At 59.4% G+C, this 17,013-nt stretch carries 17 protein-coding genes; 7 read left to right on the forward strand and 10 right to left on the reverse strand.

The window, feature by feature from the left end; translation table 11 throughout:
- Positions 1–184 precede the first annotated feature (184 nt).
- From HGP16_RS20930 to HGP16_RS20970, 9 genes are all read right to left on the reverse strand, one after another.
- A complete protein-coding gene (locus HGP16_RS20930) occupies positions 185–1,219 on the reverse strand; it encodes an aspartate-semialdehyde dehydrogenase (RefSeq protein ID WP_168841929.1) in 1,035 nt (344 codons plus the stop codon).
- A 389-nt stretch (positions 1,220–1,608) separates the two neighbouring features.
- Complete coding sequence (locus HGP16_RS20935; protein ID WP_168841930.1) at positions 1,609–2,118, reverse strand: Dps family protein; 510 nt, start codon at positions 2,116–2,118, stop codon at positions 1,609–1,611.
- Positions 2,119–2,417: 299 nt separating this feature from the next.
- Positions 2,418–3,167: an SDR family NAD(P)-dependent oxidoreductase gene (locus HGP16_RS20940; protein WP_168841931.1), complete on the reverse strand. Its 750-nt coding sequence runs from the start codon at positions 3,165–3,167 to the stop codon at positions 2,418–2,420.
- 159 nt (positions 3,168–3,326) lie between these two features.
- Entirely contained in the window at positions 3,327–3,581 is a 255-nt protein-coding gene (locus HGP16_RS20945) for an ArsR/SmtB family transcription factor (RefSeq protein WP_168841932.1), read from the reverse strand.
- 236 nt (positions 3,582–3,817) lie between these two features.
- The gene (gene lpxE, locus HGP16_RS20950) at positions 3,818–4,582 is read right to left on the reverse strand and encodes a lipid A 1-phosphatase LpxE (protein WP_168841933.1); all 765 of its coding nucleotides are present in this window, start codon (positions 4,580–4,582) and stop codon (positions 3,818–3,820) included.
- Positions 4,583–4,771: 189 nt separating this feature from the next.
- A complete protein-coding gene (gene leuB, locus HGP16_RS20955; protein ID WP_168841934.1) occupies positions 4,772–5,884 on the reverse strand; it encodes a 3-isopropylmalate dehydrogenase in 1,113 nt (370 codons plus the stop codon).
- A 187-nt stretch (positions 5,885–6,071) separates the two neighbouring features.
- Positions 6,072–6,890, reverse strand: coding sequence for a sugar phosphate isomerase/epimerase family protein (locus HGP16_RS20960; RefSeq protein ID WP_168841935.1), 819 nt, complete (start codon positions 6,888–6,890; stop codon positions 6,072–6,074).
- A gap of 189 nt (positions 6,891–7,079) precedes the next feature.
- Positions 7,080–7,688, reverse strand: a complete 609-nt coding sequence (gene leuD / locus HGP16_RS20965; RefSeq protein WP_168841936.1) for a 3-isopropylmalate dehydratase small subunit — start codon at positions 7,686–7,688, stop codon at positions 7,080–7,082.
- 191 nt (positions 7,689–7,879) lie between these two features.
- Positions 7,880–8,116, reverse strand: a complete 237-nt coding sequence (locus tag HGP16_RS20970; RefSeq protein WP_168841937.1) for a hypothetical protein — start codon at positions 8,114–8,116, stop codon at positions 7,880–7,882.
- A gap of 111 nt (positions 8,117–8,227) precedes the next feature.
- Between HGP16_RS20970 and HGP16_RS20975 the strand changes: the two genes are divergently transcribed.
- Together HGP16_RS20975 and HGP16_RS20980 are read left to right on the forward strand one after the other, a co-directional pair.
- Positions 8,228–9,169 (forward strand): CoA ester lyase, encoded by a 942-nt coding sequence (locus tag HGP16_RS20975; RefSeq protein WP_168841938.1) that lies wholly within the window; start codon positions 8,228–8,230, stop codon positions 9,167–9,169.
- Positions 9,170–9,190: 21 nt separating this feature from the next.
- A complete protein-coding gene (locus tag HGP16_RS20980) occupies positions 9,191–9,397 on the forward strand; it encodes a DUF1737 domain-containing protein (RefSeq protein ID WP_168841939.1) in 207 nt (68 codons plus the stop codon).
- A 44-nt stretch (positions 9,398–9,441) separates the two neighbouring features.
- Here the strand turns inward: HGP16_RS20980 and HGP16_RS20985 are convergent, their stop codons facing one another.
- Positions 9,442–9,879, reverse strand: a complete 438-nt coding sequence (locus tag HGP16_RS20985) for a metallopeptidase family protein (protein WP_168841940.1) — start codon at positions 9,877–9,879, stop codon at positions 9,442–9,444.
- Between the two features lie 277 nt (positions 9,880–10,156).
- On the opposite strand from HGP16_RS20985, the gene HGP16_RS34080 reads away from it, so the two are divergent.
- The 5 genes from HGP16_RS34080 to bfr all read left to right on the forward strand — a co-directional run bounded on the left by HGP16_RS34080 (position 10,157) and on the right by bfr (position 16,986).
- The gene (locus tag HGP16_RS34080; protein ID WP_246703532.1) at positions 10,157–11,152 is read left to right on the forward strand and encodes an ImuA family protein; all 996 of its coding nucleotides are present in this window, start codon (positions 10,157–10,159) and stop codon (positions 11,150–11,152) included.
- A gap of 40 nt (positions 11,153–11,192) precedes the next feature.
- Positions 11,193–12,620 carry a Y-family DNA polymerase gene (locus HGP16_RS20995; protein ID WP_246703536.1) on the forward strand — a complete coding sequence of 476 codons (1,428 nt, stop codon included), beginning with the start codon at positions 11,193–11,195 and terminating at the stop codon, positions 12,618–12,620.
- Positions 12,617–16,084 carry an error-prone DNA polymerase gene (locus tag HGP16_RS21000; protein ID WP_168841942.1) on the forward strand — a complete coding sequence of 1,156 codons (3,468 nt, stop codon included), beginning with the start codon at positions 12,617–12,619 and terminating at the stop codon, positions 16,082–16,084. Before HGP16_RS20995 ends, HGP16_RS21000 begins: the two co-directional genes overlap by 4 nt.
- A 139-nt stretch (positions 16,085–16,223) precedes the next feature.
- The gene (locus HGP16_RS21005; RefSeq protein WP_168841943.1) at positions 16,224–16,535 is read left to right on the forward strand and encodes a (2Fe-2S)-binding protein; all 312 of its coding nucleotides are present in this window, start codon (positions 16,224–16,226) and stop codon (positions 16,533–16,535) included.
- On the forward strand, positions 16,501–16,986 hold the full coding sequence (bfr, locus tag HGP16_RS21010) for a bacterioferritin (protein ID WP_149637944.1): 486 nt from the start codon (positions 16,501–16,503) through the stop codon (positions 16,984–16,986). Before HGP16_RS21005 ends, bfr begins: the two co-directional genes overlap by 35 nt.
- Positions 16,987–17,013: the final 27 nt, after the last annotated feature.

Consider the following 17,013-nt stretch of genomic DNA (forward strand, 5'->3'; position numbering starts at 1 on the left):
ACCATGCCAGCATACGACCGTTCTGTCATTATCTCATTTTAGCGATCAATGTTCCGCTTCACGTGAAACATTGATCGCCACGCCCATTTGTAAAAGCCCCGCCTTTCATCCGAAATGGCGAAGCTCTCATTCGATCCTGCTTAGCTGGCAAGAATTTATAAACCGTAAATTGGTTTACGGATCCTTATGCAGCCTGCTTGCGCGGCTTGATCAGGCCGCGGTTGATGAGCAGCTCGGCAATCTGGATGGCATTGAGCGCGGCACCCTTGCGCAGGTTGTCGGAGACGACCCAGATGTTGAGGCCGTTCTCGACGGTTGCGTCCTCGCGGATGCGCGAAATGTAGGTCGCGTCCTCGCCGGCGGATTCATAAGGGGTGATGTAGCCGCCGTTTTCGTGCTTGTCGATGACGAGGCAGCCAGGAGCGTCGCGCAGAATGTCGCGAGCCTGATCGGCAGTGATCTCGTTTTCGAACTCGATATTGACCGATTCCGAGTGGCCGATGAAAACAGGCACACGCACGGCCGTGCAGGTGACCTTGATTTTCGGATCGAGCATCTTCTTGGTTTCGGCCAGAACCTTCCATTCTTCCTTGGTGTAGCCGTCTTCCATGAAGCTATCGATATGCGGGATGACGTTGAAGGCGATGCGCTTGGTGAACTTCTTCGTCTCGATTGGGTCGGCGACGAAAACGGCGCGGGTCTGGTTGAACAGTTCGTCCATACCGTCCTTGCCGGCGCCGGAAACCGACTGATAGGTCGAGACGACGACGCGCTTGATCTTGGCGAAGTCGTGCAGCGGCTTCAGCGCGACGACGAGCTGCGCGGTCGAGCAATTCGGGTTGGCGATGATGTTGCGCTTGGTGAACTGCGCGACTGCATCCGGATTGACTTCCGGAACGATCAGCGGCACGTCAGCGTCGTAGCGCCAGGCCGACGAATTGTCGATGACGACACAGCCCTGGGCGCCGATCTTCGGCGAGAGCTTCTTCGAGACGTCGCCCCCGGCCGACATCAGGCAGATGTCGGTGTCGGAGAAATCGTAGTTCTCCAGGTTGGAAACCTTCAGCGTCCGGTCGCCGAAGGAGACTTCGGTTCCCTGCGAACGGGCCGATGCGAGCGCTACGACCTCATCGGCCGGAAAGCCGCGTTCGACCAGGATATTGAGCATTTCACGGCCGACATTCCCGGTCGCGCCCGCTACTGCAACTTTGAAACCCATTTCTCAAGCTCTCTTTCTCTTCTCTCCTCTTGGGCGAGGGGGGAACCGCAGCCATCGGCGACGGGTCCTGTCCCCAGCCGAGCCGGGGAGAGAGCGGCAGGCCAGAGACGTCAGACGGTTTTCGTCGTCGTTTTGGCCTTGGTTTTGGAAGAAACCGGAAAATAGACATCCCGCCCGGCATGGTCTGCCAGGTGACTGAAGCTATCGAGCTGTTCGAAGCGAACCATGGAAGTCTTCCTTTTCCGTCGCCGGTTCTAAGATGTTTTCCACAGGAGTCAAGGATTTCCTCGCTCCCATCGACGCGGGGTCTATCGATGCGGGAGCGAGGAATCGGGATCATTGAGCTTCGCCTTCGACCTGTCGCGTTCGAAGGCCAGCTGCTTCTGGTATCAGCGGTTGGACATGCGGGTGGATTCGAACAGGAACCAGGTACGGCGCTCGGTCTCATCAATCCAGTTTTCAAGAAGGCTGGCAGTGGCGACATCGCCGTACTCGTCGCAGACGTCGTGAACGGCGCGCATTTCGGCAGAGAGCTTGAGATTGTCGTCCGCCAGCTCGGCAAGCATGTCCTGCGGATCGACATATTCGGCATCATTGTCCGGAATGCGCTGCAGCTTGGCGATCTGGCCGATCGACCGCAGGGTCGTTCCGCCGATCTTCCTGGCACGCTCGGCCATGGGGTCGGTCATCGCGAAAATCTGCTCGCCCTGCTCGTCGAGCAGCAGGTGGTAATCGCGGAAATGCGGTCCGCTCATGTGCCAGTGAAAATTCTTGGTTTTCAGATAGAGGGCGAAGACATCCGCCAGCAGGGCGCTCAAGGCTGCGGAAATATCGCGTGTCGCCTCCTCGCTGAGATTGGTGCGCGTACCCAGTTTCGACTTGGTATTGGCGGTATTCATAAGATGTCCTCCGTTTGTTGTTCACGACAGCGATCGCCGGCGGATCTTAGGGGAGTTCGATGACATTCGCTGCTGCGCGGGATCGTATTGAAGACAGGATCGTTTTGAAATTTCGCGGGCGAGATGCGCGGCTTGGCGGCACAGTCGACTGCGGTTCTAGCCGGAAAACCCGAACACGCATACTAGATAGGAAAATAGGACCGTTTGGCAATCGCTTACTAAAGTATAGGCCCACCGTGTGGCTACAGCCGCTGAACGAGCCGCCCTCTTTTGTGGGAGGGCAGCTCCGCAATGCTCAATTACTTAAGGCCACCGCCAACATAGATGGTTTCACCGGTCACCCAGGCGGCATCCTGCGAAGCGAGGAAGACGGCGACCGGAGCGATATCCGTCGGCTGACCGAGACGGCCGAGAGGCGTCTGAGAGACGAGATGCTTTTCGAAGTCGGTGCCGATGATGCCCGCCGCCACGACGCCTTCGGTTTCGACGCCGCCGGGCGCCAGATTATTGACCCGGATATTCCGTGAACCGAGTTCCTTGGCGAGGATCTGGGTGATGGAATTCACGGCGGCCTTGGTTGCCGTGTAAACCGAAGCGGTTGGCAAGTTCATGCTGACGGCGTTGGAGCCGATGTTAATCACGCTGCCGCCCTCGGAGCCGAAATGTTTCACCGCCTCTTGCGTGGCGAGCAATGTGCCCAGGACGTTGATATTGAACTGGCGATGAAATTCCTGCTCGGCGAATTCCTCGATCGGCGCGAATTTGTAGACACCGGCGTTGTTGACGAGGATATCGACGCGTCCGAAGGCCTGTTTCGTTTCGTCAAAAAGGCGCTTGACATCGTCCGCCTTGGAAACATCGCCGTGGACGGCGAGCGCCTTGCCGCCCTTGGCGGCGATTTCAGCCACAACCTTGTCGGCACCTTCGCGGCTCGAGGCATAATTGACGATGACCGCCGCTCCCGCCTCGCCCATCGCCTTGGCGATGCCTGCACCGATTCCCTTGGATGCTCCGGTCACGATCGCGACCTTGCCTGCCAGTTTGCTCATGTTATCTTCCTTCAGAAATTATTAGACAGTTTCACAATCATCGAAACATTTGGCGCATGCGACCCGAAAACCGATCCGCATCGTCACTTTGATATTTAGATAAGCATCTAACTGATACAAGAGCCCAGGCAAAATATGCTGATGGCGCAGCCGGAATCGTCAGATCTTGGAAAGTTCCGCCATATAGGCGTTCAACGTATCGCGACGCAGCACAAGGTTTGCGAACTTGCCGTCCCGGTGGATCTCGATGAGACCGGCATTCTCAAGCTCCTTGATATGATGGGACATTGTTGCGGCGCTGACGGTGTGGCACTCGTTCAGCGTGCTGCAGGGCATGGGTTCGCTACGCGTGCCGATTTCCTTCAGGATCTGCACGCGTCGCGGCTCGGCAAGTGCCCGGGAGATCAATCCCATCTGCCTTTCGCTCAAACGTATCGGTCCGGCATCCATGATTTTCATCGCAAAAGAACGAAATCGGGTTGACCGTCTTCGGCGACCCGCTTGCCAGATATATGAATGTGCGGCGGGCTTGGCAACCTTTACGACGCGATCGCCATTGAAAGCTGCCGTCAAGGGCCTGCCAGAGGACGGTCGAACCCAATTGCCTTGACCCGCCGCGGGCGCGGCTTGATTCGATGGTATGGGTCAGATCAAGCGTTGGCTTGTCCTGACTTGCCGCCCTTAAACAGCTGCCATCTCGGCGTCGGCCAGCCAGCGGCATTGATGCGGAAAAGCACGCCGTAGCGGGAATAGACGATCGCCGTCATGAAGGAAAACCAGCCGCCGAGGGCCAGGCCGGCGATGACGTCGCTTGGATAGTGCGCGCCGACCATGACACGCGTGATCGCCAGCCACAGGGCACAGGCAGCGAAGATGTAGCGGTAGCGCGGGAACATGAAAGCAAGCGCCACGAAGAGGGCACCGATGGTGGTCGCATGGCCTGACGGGAAACTTTCGAAGCTGGCCCGGCCGTTGAACGGCGAGAAACCAAAAGGTCCCCAATCGGCAAAATGGGTGGGGCGGGCGCGGCCGATGGCGCGCTTCAGCAGATTGGCGAGAAGGCCGGAAAGCACGATAGTCGTCAAGAGATAGCCGCCGATCTGGCAGATACGCAACGCCTTGCAGCGACAGCGCTGCGAATGCAGCAGACGGCTACCGACCCAGCCCTCGAAGAAGAGGAAAGCGCTGATGATGATGATCCATTCGGAATCGCCGAAATCCGTCAGCATCTTGCCGAAGAAGTGAAGGGGTGGCGAAAGGTTCTTGACGGTGGCCCCGACAGGCCAGTCGAACAGAAGTGCCGAAAGAAGCACGATATTGGCTGTCAGAAAAAGGCAGATTTTCCAGTGAGACGGTGCAAGTGCCGCATCGCTTCGCCGCCAACGCCTGTCGAGAGACGTCAAGATCGCCTGCATAATCATCGCCCATTTTGATTTCCAATCAGTTGGACGACTAGCAGGCTCCTGTAACAGTATTTTTAAGATCGCGGATATCGGTCCGTCGATTCGAAGCTCACTGCTGGCTCCTCGTACTGAAAACCCCGCGCTGCGCTGCAGGGCGGGGTTGTGTGTTTCACGTGAAATATATCAGGCGATCTATCTGGCTTATGCCGAGAGGGCCTTGAATTCGGCGAGAATGGCGTCGCCCATTTCGGCGGTGCCGACCTGGCGGCTGCCTGCCGACATGATATCGCCGGTGCGGATGCCGCTGTCGAGGACGTTGGCGATCGCCTTTTCCAGCGCATCGGCTTCGGCAACCAAGCCGAAGGAGTAACGCAGGCACATGGCGAAGGAGGCGATCATGGCGATCGGGTTGGCAATGCCTTTGCCGGCGATATCGGGGGCCGAGCCATGCACCGGCTCGTAGAGCGCCTTGCGCTTGCCGGTCTTGGCATCGGGCGCGCCGAGCGAAGCGGACGGCAGCATGCCGAGCGAACCGGTCAGCATGGCCGCGACGTCGGACAGCATGTCGCCGAACAGATTGTCTGTCACGATAACGTCGAATTGCTTCGGCTGGCGCACGAGCTGCATGCCGCCGGCATCCGCCAGCATATGCTCGAGCTGCACGTCGGAATACTTTTCCTTATGCGTCGCGGTGACGACCTGGTTCCAGAGCACGCCTGATTTCATGACGTTGCGCTTTTCCATCGAGCAGACGCGGTTGTTGCGGGTGCGTGCCAGTTCAAAGGCGACGCCGGCAATGCGCTCGATCTCATAGGTGTCGTAGACCTGGGTATCGATGCCGCGCTTCTGGCCGTTGCCGAGGTCGATGATTTCCTTCGGCTCGCCGAAATAGACGCCGCCGGTGAGCTCGCGCACGATGAGGATGTCGAGACCTTCGACCAGCTCCGGCTTCAGCGAAGAAGCGGATGCCAGTGCCGGATAGCAGATGGCCGGACGCAGGTTGGCGAACAGCTGCAGATCCTTGCGCAGGCGCAGCAGGCCGGCTTCCGGGCGCACTTCATAGGGGACTGCATCCCACTTCGGGCCGCCGACGGCGCCGAAGAGCACGGCGTCGGCGGCCATCGCCTTTGCCATGTCGGCATCAGAGATCGCCGCGCCGTGCGCGTCATAGGCGCTGCCGCCGACAAGACCTTCGTCGGTGACGAAGCCGGCATTCTTCGCTTCGTTCATGTAGGCGATGATCTTGCGAACTTCGCCCATGGCTTCGGGACCGATGCCGTCGCCCGGCAGGAGGAAGAGATTGCGCACTGTCATGGGAAGCCTCCACAAAAAAACAAGTTGCGGGTTCTTAGACCCGCAAATGCGGCTTTTCAAGCGAGGAACGGGCCGAAACGGTACGGTTTTCGGGCTTTTGAGGGCAACCATCCGCCCTCGTGGTTCGAGTCGCCCTTCGCCAGGCTCAGGGCTCCCACCTCACCACGAGGGCGGGCAGTGAGTCTGCTTACTCGGCCAATCCAAGCGATGCCAGATAAGCGGCCGATGCCGGGATTTTCGACTTGTCCTTGATCTCGATGATCAAACGCGGATTGCTGTCGAGCTTGGCAAGGGCGGCGAAGACGGCGCGCCAGTGAATATTGCCTTCCCCGAGGCTCCAGTGACGGTCGGCATAGCCGTCCGCGTCCTGCAGATGGACATGCTGCAGGCGGTTGCCGGCGGCGTGTACATAATAGTCGACCGGCGGTGCACCGGTGTAGCCGTGGGCGTAATGGGCATGGCCGGTGTCGATCGAAACGGCGACGGCGGGCGAATGGAAGCTGTCGGCAAGACCGACGCGGATATGGGGATCCTTGTCCTCGATATTCTCGATGACCATGGTCAGACCGATGTCTTCGGCGCGCTTGACAGCCTCTTTGAGCGTCTGATGTGTATATTCGATGATCTTCTCGCGCTCGCCCTTGTTGTTGTCGAGGTTATTGTAGGACCAGGACGTATAGGGGCTATGGATGACCATCTGCGTGGCGCCGATATTGGCGCAGACGTCGAGCGCTTGCAGGAGGCGCTTGGAGACGACGGCGCGGATATCCGGGTCCTGCGAGGCGATGACGAAGCCCCAGAACGGGCCATGGATGCCAAGGCGGCCCTGATGGCCAGCGAGCAGCTTGCGAGCGCGCTCGGCGAGCGGGGTCCAGTCGCCGCTCAGGACTTCGGCTTCGACGAAGCTTTGCAGTTCCAGGTCGCGCGGCTTTTCGAGCAGCCAGTTGCGATGGATTTCAACGTCGTCAAGCGTCATGGCGGCGCCGACAATGGGAAGGGAGGTCATGGAGAGGCTCCATTGCGTGGGGAAGAATTAGGGTGGGGAGAGGCCCGAAGGGTCTCGGCAGCCTGTATGGACCCGCTTCTTGTCGATCATATTACAGGGGATGAGAGAGGCGGTGTTTTCAAAAGTCTGACAACAAAAAAGCCGGGCGCGAGGCCCGGCTTTGAAATGCGAAAAATAACGATAAACCGATCAGGCGGCCCAGGGGCGCGATGCGGCGTTCGTCTTCTCGAAATCGTTGATCGCGGAGGATTTTTCCAGCGTCAGGCCGATATCGTCAAGGCCATTCAGCAGGCAGTGGCGCTTGAATTCGTCGAGTTCGAACTTGAGCGAGCCGCCATCCGGGCCGGTGATTTCGAGGTTTTCCAGATCGACCGTCAGAATGGCGTTGGAGCCGCGCGAGGCGTCGTCCATCAGCTTGTCGAGCTCTTCCTGGCTGACCTTGATCGGCAGGATGCCGTTCTTGAAGCAGTTGTTGTAGAAGATGTCGGCGAAGCTGGTCGAGATGACGCAGCGGATGCCGAAGTCGAGCAGCGCCCACGGAGCATGCTCACGCGAGGAACCGCAGCCAAAATTGTCGCCGGCGACGAGGATCTTGGCGTTCTGGTAGGCCGGCTTGTTCAGCACGAAATCTTCGTTTGGCGTGCCGTCTTCATTGTAGCGGGCTTCAGCGAAGAGGCCCTTGCCCAGACCCGTGCGCTTAATGGTCTTCAGATAATCCTTTGGGATGATCATGTCGGTATCGACATTGACGACCGGGAGGGGTGCTGCGACACCGGTCAACTTCACGAACTTGTCCATGGGGTCCTGCCTTCATTCTCGTCTAAGCACGAATTATCCTGCCAATAGAGCAAATCCGGTCCGAAATGAAGGAGAATCTTGGATATGCTCTAAACCGCGGCGCTTTGGGTCGCATTCCATTCTTCGAGCCGTGTCCGAGCTTGGCGAATGCGTTCGGTAGCCCGGGAGGGGCTACCTTCACCTGTTTCGACTCAAAGGTCGATGATCGTGCCGCGGCCGTCGTTCCAGATGCGCATTTCGCGCTGGCCGTTCGCCTTTGCCTTGGCATGCACCGGTGCCGGCTTCATGCGAAGCGAAATCGCGCGGGCTGCCATGAGCACGGTCAGGATACCGCCGACGGCAAGCGTGACCGAAACGGTAAACAACGCCATGGCCGCAAACACGGTGATACCGGCAAGCGCGATGAACAGGGAACGGATATTCTGCATGGTCGAGACCTCTCTACTCCCAGCAATGTGGTCCTCTCTCTTCCCCTCTGCAAGAGGAGCGTGGCTTTTTGTTGACTTGCCTGGCGATTAAAAGCGCGGCAAAACGGCACAATGAGCCAATCTGCGAGCCAAAACTCCCCTTCCCGTCCCGCCTGTCTGCGCCGCTCGGTCTTAAGCGTTCCCGCCATCAACCGCCGCGCGCTGGAAAAGCTTTCGAGCCTCGATTGCGACGCCGTCATCTTCGATCTCGAGGATTCGGTCTCGCCGGAAAAGAAAGCCGAGGCGCGGGAGAATTTGCGGGCCTTTTTCGTGGCCTCGCCGCTGCCAGGCAAGGAAAGGATCATACGCATCAATGCGCTTTCCTCCAATTTCGGGGCTGACGACCTGGCGCTGGTGGTGGAGCTGGAGCCGGATGGGGTGCTCCTGCCCAAGGTGGACGGGCCGCAGGACGTGACTGTTGTCAGCGACAGGCTCGCGGAAGCCGATGCGCCGGAAAGCCTGCGTATCTGGGCAATGATCGAGACGCCGCGCGGTATCCTGAACGCTGCTTCGATCGCCGAGGCCGGGCGAACGGCGGGCAGCCGGCTCGATTGCTTTGTCGTCGGCCTCAACGACCTCAGAAAGGAAACGGGCGTCCTGCCGCGGCCGGACCGCGCCTATCTCGTGCCTTGGCTAATGCAGGTAGTGCTTGCTGTTAGCGCCTACGGGCTTGAGGCCATCGACAGCGTTTTCAACGATTTTAGGGATGCGGAGGCGTACGAAGCGGAATGCGGCCAGGGCCGCATCATGGGCTTTGCCGGCAAGATGCTGATCCATCCGAGCCAGATCGAGCCGGCCAACCGGCATTTCAGCCCCGATGTAACAGCCATCGCCGAGGCCGAAGCCATCATATCAGCCTTTGCCGAACCGGGTGCCGACGCCCTTAATGTCGTGAACCTTAACGGGCGAATGGTGGAGCGGCTGCACCTTGTCCAGGCGGAAAGACTGGTCCATAAAGCTCGCCTGATCGAGCAGCGCTCCATTGCCCTTCGACAGGCTCAGGGCAAGGACTGATACGTTACGAAAGATCCTTTGATGAAACTCTACCGCTTCCTCACCGGCCCCGACGACGCTTCCTTCTGCCACAAGGTGACCGCGGCGCTGAACAAGGGCTGGGAGCTGTCGGGCTCGCCGACCTACGCCTTCAATGCCGCGAGCGGCCAGATGCAGTGCGGCCAGGCCGTCGTCAAGAACGTGGCCGGCAAGGATTACGATCCGGAGATGAAGCTCTCCGAGCAGTAAGCGACTGAAGTTCTTCACCCAGCCGTCTTGCGGTCGGGCTGGTATCAGCGATCCGTCGCTTCCTCGGCGCTTGCCTCGACGCGCTCCATATCCTCGTCGCTCAGGCCGAAATGATGGCCGATCTCGTGGATTAGGACATGGGTGATGATATCGCCGAGGGTTTCCTCGTTTTCAGCCCAGTAATCGATGATCGGCCGGCGGTAGAGGCGGATCTTGTTGGGCATGTCGCCGGTCTGGGCGGTAAAGCGCTCAGAGATGCCGCGTCCCTCGAAGAGGCCGAGCAGATCGAAGGGGGTCTCCAGCGCCATATCGTCGAATACCTCATCATCGGGAAAATCCTCGATGAGAATGATGAGGTTGCCGGTGAGCGAGCGGAATTCCTCCGGCAGATGGCTATACGCCTCCATCGCCAGAGATTCGAATGTGCTGATTGAGGGCGCGTGGCGGTCCCGCCAATCCTCGCTCTGGTCAATGCGAGCCATGAATGCTTCCTTCCTTAGCTGGTCATATAGAGACTTTGCGCAGCTTTTACGAGAGCGGATTAGGCTGCGATGCCGAAAAGTGCTTGAGCGGTTTTCGGGCGACATCATGTTCTACTTCTTTGATTTTAGAGCGGATTCAGATTTGAGGCCGAAGAAGCCTAAAATCATCCGACTTTAGGTAAAGGAATATTTTCTTATGAAATGGTGTTGACTCTTTTATCAAGCTCTGGAATCCATAAGAACATAACAGGAACATTATCAATCTGGAGTGAACGTCATGGCCGAGGCTGCCGTGGCGCGGGAAACGCTTTTTGCCCTGCGTGAAACCATCGCCCGACTGGAAGGCAGGCCGATCCCGGCACTGGCGGCAGTGGCGCATGAGATGCCAGCAGCCAAGCCGACCATGGGATCGGCAGGCATTGCGAAGCCTCTACCTGCCCAACCGGCGCCCGTTCAGCCTAGGTCTGCGCAGGCGCTTCTTGCGACCGGCGTCGACGATCTCGACGCTGCCCTGCAAGGTGGCGTGCCGCTCGATGCGCTGACGGAAATCCGCTCGCTCGGCCTGCGCGATGCGGGAGCGGCAAGCGGCTTTACCCTTGCGCTTGCCGCGCGGCTGCATGCGCAAGCTTCGGGTACGGACGCGGCCACGTCTCCGATCCTGTGGATCGGCGATACGGTCGCTACGATGGAGGCGGGCCTGCCCTATGCCATCGGCATCCGGAATTTCGGGCTGGAGCCCGAGGCTTTCCTGCAGGCGTCGCCGCGCAAGCTGGAAGACGCGCTCTGGGTGGCGGAGGCAGCGCTTGGGAGTGCTGCTCTTGCGGTTGTCATTCTGGAAGTGCGCGGCAATCCGGCCCGTTTCGGCCTGACCGAAAGCCGGCGGCTGGCGCTGAGAGCCAAGGCGGCAGGGCGGCCTTTGTTTCTGTTGCGACAGGGAGGCGAGGAGGAAGCAAGCAGCGCTCTCTTCCGCTTTTCCGTCGAACCCGCGCCGGCGCTGGCGCGGCCCCTGCCGGATGGATCGGTGCTTGGCGGCAGCATCGGTCACCCGGCCTTTCGTCTGACCTTGGAAAAAAGCCGAAACCCGGCGCCTCTTTCCATAACCCTGGAGTGGAATGCCCATGACCGCCGCTTTGCCCCTGTCCTCGACACTCAACGCCCTGCCTTTCCCGGCGAATACGCAGCGAATTCTGGCGCTGACCTTCCCGCATCTGCCAACCGACCGGATCGCCCGCAAGCGCTGGGGCCTGTCCTGGCGTTCGACAGGCAGGCTTGAAGCGCCGCCGCTCGCCTGTGCCGGCAAGCTCAACAATGCCATGCGGCTCACCGCGCTCAACGAGCGTGCGGAGATGATCGGCCTGAAGCAGGGGCAGGGCGTGGCCGAGGCGAAGGCGATCTGTCCCGACCTCGATGTCGTCGAGGAGGATCCCGCCGCGGATCGCAAGCTTTTAGAAGCGATCGCCGACTGGTGCGACCGCTATACGCCGCTGGTGGCGATCGACGGCAAGGACGGGCTATTCCTCGATATTACCGGCTGTGCCCATCTCTTCGGCGGCGAAGAGGCGCTGCTGGAGGATATATTGATCCGGATTTCCCGGCTGGGCCTCGATGTGCGCGGCGCCATTTCCTCCGCGCCCGGCCTGTCCTGGGCGGTCGCCCATTTTGAGGAAAGCCGTATCGTTCTCCCCGAAGCCATGGAAGAGGCCCTGGCGCCCCTGCCCGTGGCTTCGCTGAGGCTCGGTGAAGAGACCATTGCCGCGTTGCAGAAGCTGGGATTGAAGCAAGTGGGTGACCTTCTGGCCGCGCCACGCGCGCCGCTTACCCGCCGCTTTGGCGCGCAACTGCTCCTGCGGCTCGATCAGGCCGTCGGCCTCGTCGAGGAGCCGATCTCGCCGCGTCGGCCGGTCGCGCAATTGTCGGCCGAGCGACGGCTGGCCGAACCGGTGCAGACGGAAGACGATATTCTGCAGCTTGCCCGCCAGCTTGCCGAAACGCTGAAACCGGAGCTCGAGGCCCGCGGTGTCGGCGGCCGCTCCTTCGAACTCCTGTTGTTCAGGGTGGATGGGGCGGTCTTCCGCATCGCTGCCGGCGCATCGCAGCCGCTGCGGGAGCCAAGCCGGATCGCCAGCCTGTTCACGGAGCGTTTTGGCGCTATTCATGACGATCTCGATGTCGGCTATGGCTTCGAGATCGTCCGCCTCAATGTCCTTCAGCACGCACCCTTCGACGCGATGCAAGGCGATTTCGTCGGAGACAGCCGCCAGGACGGTTCGCTCGCGGCCTTTGTCGATCGGGTGACTGCGCGATTGGGACCGGACTGCCTGCAGGGGTTCGAATTGCGGCAGAGCCATATCCCCGAACGAGCCGTACGACCGATGCCGGCCATGGCAATCCTCGCCTCGAAGCGCCGGATCGGCAGAGAAGATGCCGGGCATGGCTTCTTCCGCGGTGAGCGACCGCTGCGGCTGTTTCGCATGCCGGAGCCGATCGAAGCTATTGCCGCCGAAGTACCTGATGGCCCTCCCCGGCAGTTCCGCTGGCGGCGGGTCATGCATCGGGTCAGCCGGGCCGATGGACCGGAACGGCTTTCGGCGGAATGGTGGGTCGAGGAAAAGGAAGAACCCGCACGCGATTATTTCCAGGTAGAGGACGAGGAAGGCCATCGCTTCTGGCTGTTCCGCAGGGGACTTTATGACCGCGGCGGAACGGCACCGGACTGGTACATGCACGGGGTCTTCGCATGAACGCGCGCCCGGGCTTTCACGAACCGGTGCCCTTCTTCGAGATCGGGGTCCGAACGAACTTCTCCTTTCTCGAAGGCGCCTCGCATCCGGAGGAAATGGTGATACAGGCCGCGCTCCTGAAACTTTCCGGATTTGGAATTGCCGACCGCAATTCGGTTGCCGGCGTGGTCAAGGCGCATGCGCATACTAAGGTTCTCCGGGCGGAGCATAAGAGGGTCATCGAGGAAAACCTGGAGCTTCGAGCCAAGGGACAGCCGGAAAAGCCGCTCCTGAAACCGGTCCCTTTCCAGCCCGGCGCACGCCTGGTCTTTGCCGACGGCACGCCTGACATTCTTGCTTATCCGGAAAATCGCAAGGGCTGGGCACATCTCTGCCGGCTGTTGAGTGTCGGTAACCTCAGGGCCGAGAAAGGTTCCTGTCAGCTCGAAGAAGCCGACCTTATGGAATGGGGGGACGAGATGATGCTGGCGCTCATTCCCGATGCTGATAGCATCGAGACGCCGGAGGGGCAGGCAAAGCTTGAGGAGTGCCTGAAGCGGCTATGGATGCGCTTCGGCCGAAAGTTCCATATGGTCTTGTCGCCAGCCTATGACGGACGGGATCGGTTGGTCTTTGCCACGCTCTCTATCATCGCGCAGCGCAATGGCGTGCGGCTGATCGCCAGCAATCAGCCGCTCTATCACGCAACCGAGCGCAAGCCGCTTGCCGATATCGTCGTTTCGATCCGTGAGCATGTGCCGATCGCGGAAGCCGGCTTCAGGCTCGCGGCTAATGCCGAACGCTATCTGAAGGATGCTGCCGAGATGGCGCGCCTCTTCAGGGATTATCCGAAGGCCATCGCGAATACGCAGAAGTTCTTTAGCCGGCTGTCTTTTTCGCTGGATGAGCTGAAACATAATTATCCCGACGAAAGCATTGATGGCGAAACTGTTTCGGAAACGCTGGAGCGATTGACGCGAGAAGGCGCGAAATGGCGCTTTCCCAACGGAATCCCCGAAAAAGTTGCTAAACAGATCGATCATGAGCTCAAGCTCATTCGCGAACGGCGATATGAGCCTTACTTCCTGACGGTGCACCGCATCATGATGTTTGCCCGTAGTCAGAATATCCTGTGCCAGGGACGAGGGTCGGCCGCCAATTCGACGGTTTGCTATTGCCTCAGAATTACCGAGGTCAATCCGGAAATAACGACCCTGCTCTTCGAGCGCTTCATATCGACGGAACGGGAGGAGCCACCTGACATCGATGTCGATTTCGAGCACGAGAAGCGTGAAGAGGTCATCCAGTTCATCTACAGGCATTACAAAAAGGAGCATGCCGGGCTGACGGCCGCGGTCACCAGTTATCGGGCCCGCTCGGCCGGACGCGAAGTGGCGAAAGCCTTCGGCTTGTCGGAGGATGTGCAATCGGCTCTTGCGAGCGGCGTCTGGGGTTGGTCGACAGAAGACCTGTCCGAGCGCGAGGCGAAGATTGCCGGCCTCGATCTCAAGGATAAGACGACACGGAACGTCCTTTCCTATGCCTCGACGCTGATGGGGTTTCCGCGGCATCTGACCCAGCATGTCGGAGGCTTCGTCATCACCCGGGATCGATTGGACGAAGTGGTGCCGATCATGCATACGGCGATGGACGATCGTTTCATGATCGAATGGAACAAGGACGACCTCGACAATCTCAACATATTGAAGATCGACGTGCTTGCGCTCGGTATGCTGACCTGCCTTGCCAAGGCTTTCGACCTGCTGCTGCTGCATTACGACGTGAAGAAGGAGCTCGCCGATCTTGGCAGCGGCGAATATCCTGATCGATTCCCGGTGTACGACATGATCTGCCGCGCCGATACGATCGGCGTTTTCCAGATCGAAAGCCGGGCGCAGATGAGCATGCTGCCGCGCCTGCGTCCTCGCAAATTCTATGATCTGGTCATCGAGGTGGCGATCGTCCGGCCCGGTCCCATCCAAGGCAACATGGTTCACCCCTACCTCAAGCGGCGGGATGACGTTCTTCACAATCGACCGATCGAGTATCATCGTCCCGAATTGAAGGCGGTCTTGGAAAGAACGTTGGGAGTGCCTCTGTTTCAGGAACAGGCGATGCAGATTGCCATTACGGCGGCCGGATTTTCGGCCGCCAAGGCCGATCGGCTGCGCCGGTCCATGGCAACGTTCAAGCGGACGGGAAAGGTCGACGAATTCAAGAAGGACCTGGTTTCGGGCATGGTCGCGAACGGCTATCCTCAAGATTTTGCCGAGCGTTGTTTCAGCCAGATTGAAGGCTTCGGCGAATATGGCTTTCCCGAGAGCCATGCGGCGTCCTTCGCTCTTCTTGTCTACGCCTCCTCCTGGCTCAAGGCCTATTATCCAGACGTCTTCTGCGCGGCGATCCTCAATGCCCAGCCCATGGGCTTCTATGCGCCAGCGCAGCTCGTTCGTGACGCGCGCGAGCATGGCGTCGAGGTTCGGCCCGTGGATGTCAATCGTTCCAGCTGGGATTGCCTGCTCGAGCAGGGATGTTTCGATAAGGATGCGGTCGAGCCGCGCCATGCCTCGATGCGCAAGATCATCAGGACGCAATATGCCGTCCGTCTCGGTTTTCGGCAGGTCAAGGGTCTGTCCGATGAGGAAATGGAGCAGCTCGTCGGGCGGCGTGGCGATGGCTATCGGTCGGTGCGCGATCTCTGGCTGCGCTCCGGGCTTGCCAAGGCGCAGATCGAACGCCTGGCGGATGCGGATGCGTTCGGTTCTATCGGCTTGAGCCGACGGGAGGCGCTATGGGCCGTGCGGGCGCTCGATGCCAGCAGTGCTGCCGAAAAGCTTCCCCTCTTCGATCTCGGCGATCATGCGGAGCTGCAGGCCGAGCCGGCGGTTGCGCTGCCGGAAATGCTGCCCGGCGAGCAGGTCATCGAAGATTATCGCTATCTGTCGCTATCGCTGAAGGCGCACCCGGTTTCCTTCCTGCGCGCCGATTTGGCGCGGCAGGGCATCGTGCAAAGCCGTGATTTGTCCAAGGTGGCCAATGGACGGATAGTGATGATCGCCGGGCTGGTGTTGGTGCGCCAGCGGCCGGGCTCTGCCAAGGGGGTGATCTTCATGACGCTGGAGGACGAGACCGGTGTCGCCAATGCGATCGTCTGGCCGAAAAAATTCGAGAAATATCGCGCCATCGTCATGGGCGCGCGGCTGGTGAAGATCCGTGGCCGGCTGCAAAGCGAGAGCGGCGTCATCCATGTGGTGGTCGATCATATCGAGGACATGACGCCTGCGCTCGGCATCCTACAGCGCGAGGCACGGCGTTTCGGCGTCAGTGATCGGGCGGATGAGGCGCTGCGGCCAACCATGGATGTCAGACAGAAGGAAAAGCCCCCTCTATTGCCCCGCGAAGCCGGGGCCGGGGTAGCGGCGGAAGGCCGCAGCAATGGCGGGGAAACGGCTAGAGTTATGCCGCGGGGACGCAATTTCCATTGAAATTCCGGACTTCGCATCCAGGCAAAAGGTGAGCGAGCCAATCGGCGGATGAATTCCGATCGTTTCTTTCTTGACAAAGGGCGTCTTCTTTAGCAGATAACAAGACAGCGGATGTCATGTTTGACGGGCTGAGCGAAGAATGCTGGTTTGTAGCTGTAATTATATCACCGACAAGGAAATCAGGGACGTCATCAACGAGTTCCTGGACCAGGACTGTTGGCAGCTTATCGTTCCTGCTAAGGTTTATCACGCGATGGAAAAGCGCGGCCGCTGCTGCGGCTGTTTCCCGAATGTCGTTGATATCATTATACAGACAACCGAAGATTATCATGCCCGTCGCCACTCGACGGAAACTGAAATATTTGATTTCATGTCCCGCCTGAAAAAATTTCATGAAGACAACAGGAGAGCGGACATTGAAAGGCGACAAAAAAGTCATCGAGCGGCTTAACGAGGCGCTGTTTCTCGAGCTTGGCGCAGTCAATCAGTATTGGGTTCACTATCGACTCCTCGAAGACTGGGGCTATACCAAGCTTGCCAAAAAGGAGCGCGCTGAATCCATCGAGGAAATGCAGCACGCCGATCGTCTCGTTGCCCGCATCATCTTTCTCGAAGGTCATCCGAACCTGCAGACGCTGGCGCCGCTGCGTATCGGCCAGAATGTCAAGGAAGTGCTGGAAGCCGATCTCGCCGGCGAATACGACGCCCGCACGGCCTACAAGAAATCACGCGATATCTGTCACGATGCCGGCGACTATGTTTCGATGAAGCTGTTCGAAGAGCTCTTGGCAGACGAGGAAGGCCATATCGACTTCCTGGAAACGCAGCTCGATCTGCTTGGGAAGATCGGTGAAGCCAAATACGGCCAGCTCAACGCCGACTCCGCCGATTCCGCGGAATAACCCACGCCTTGCAGAACCGGCCGCATT

The sequence above is a fragment of the Rhizobium sp. P40RR-XXII genome (assembly GCF_012641405.1).
Classification (GTDB): domain Bacteria; phylum Pseudomonadota; class Alphaproteobacteria; order Rhizobiales; family Rhizobiaceae; genus Rhizobium.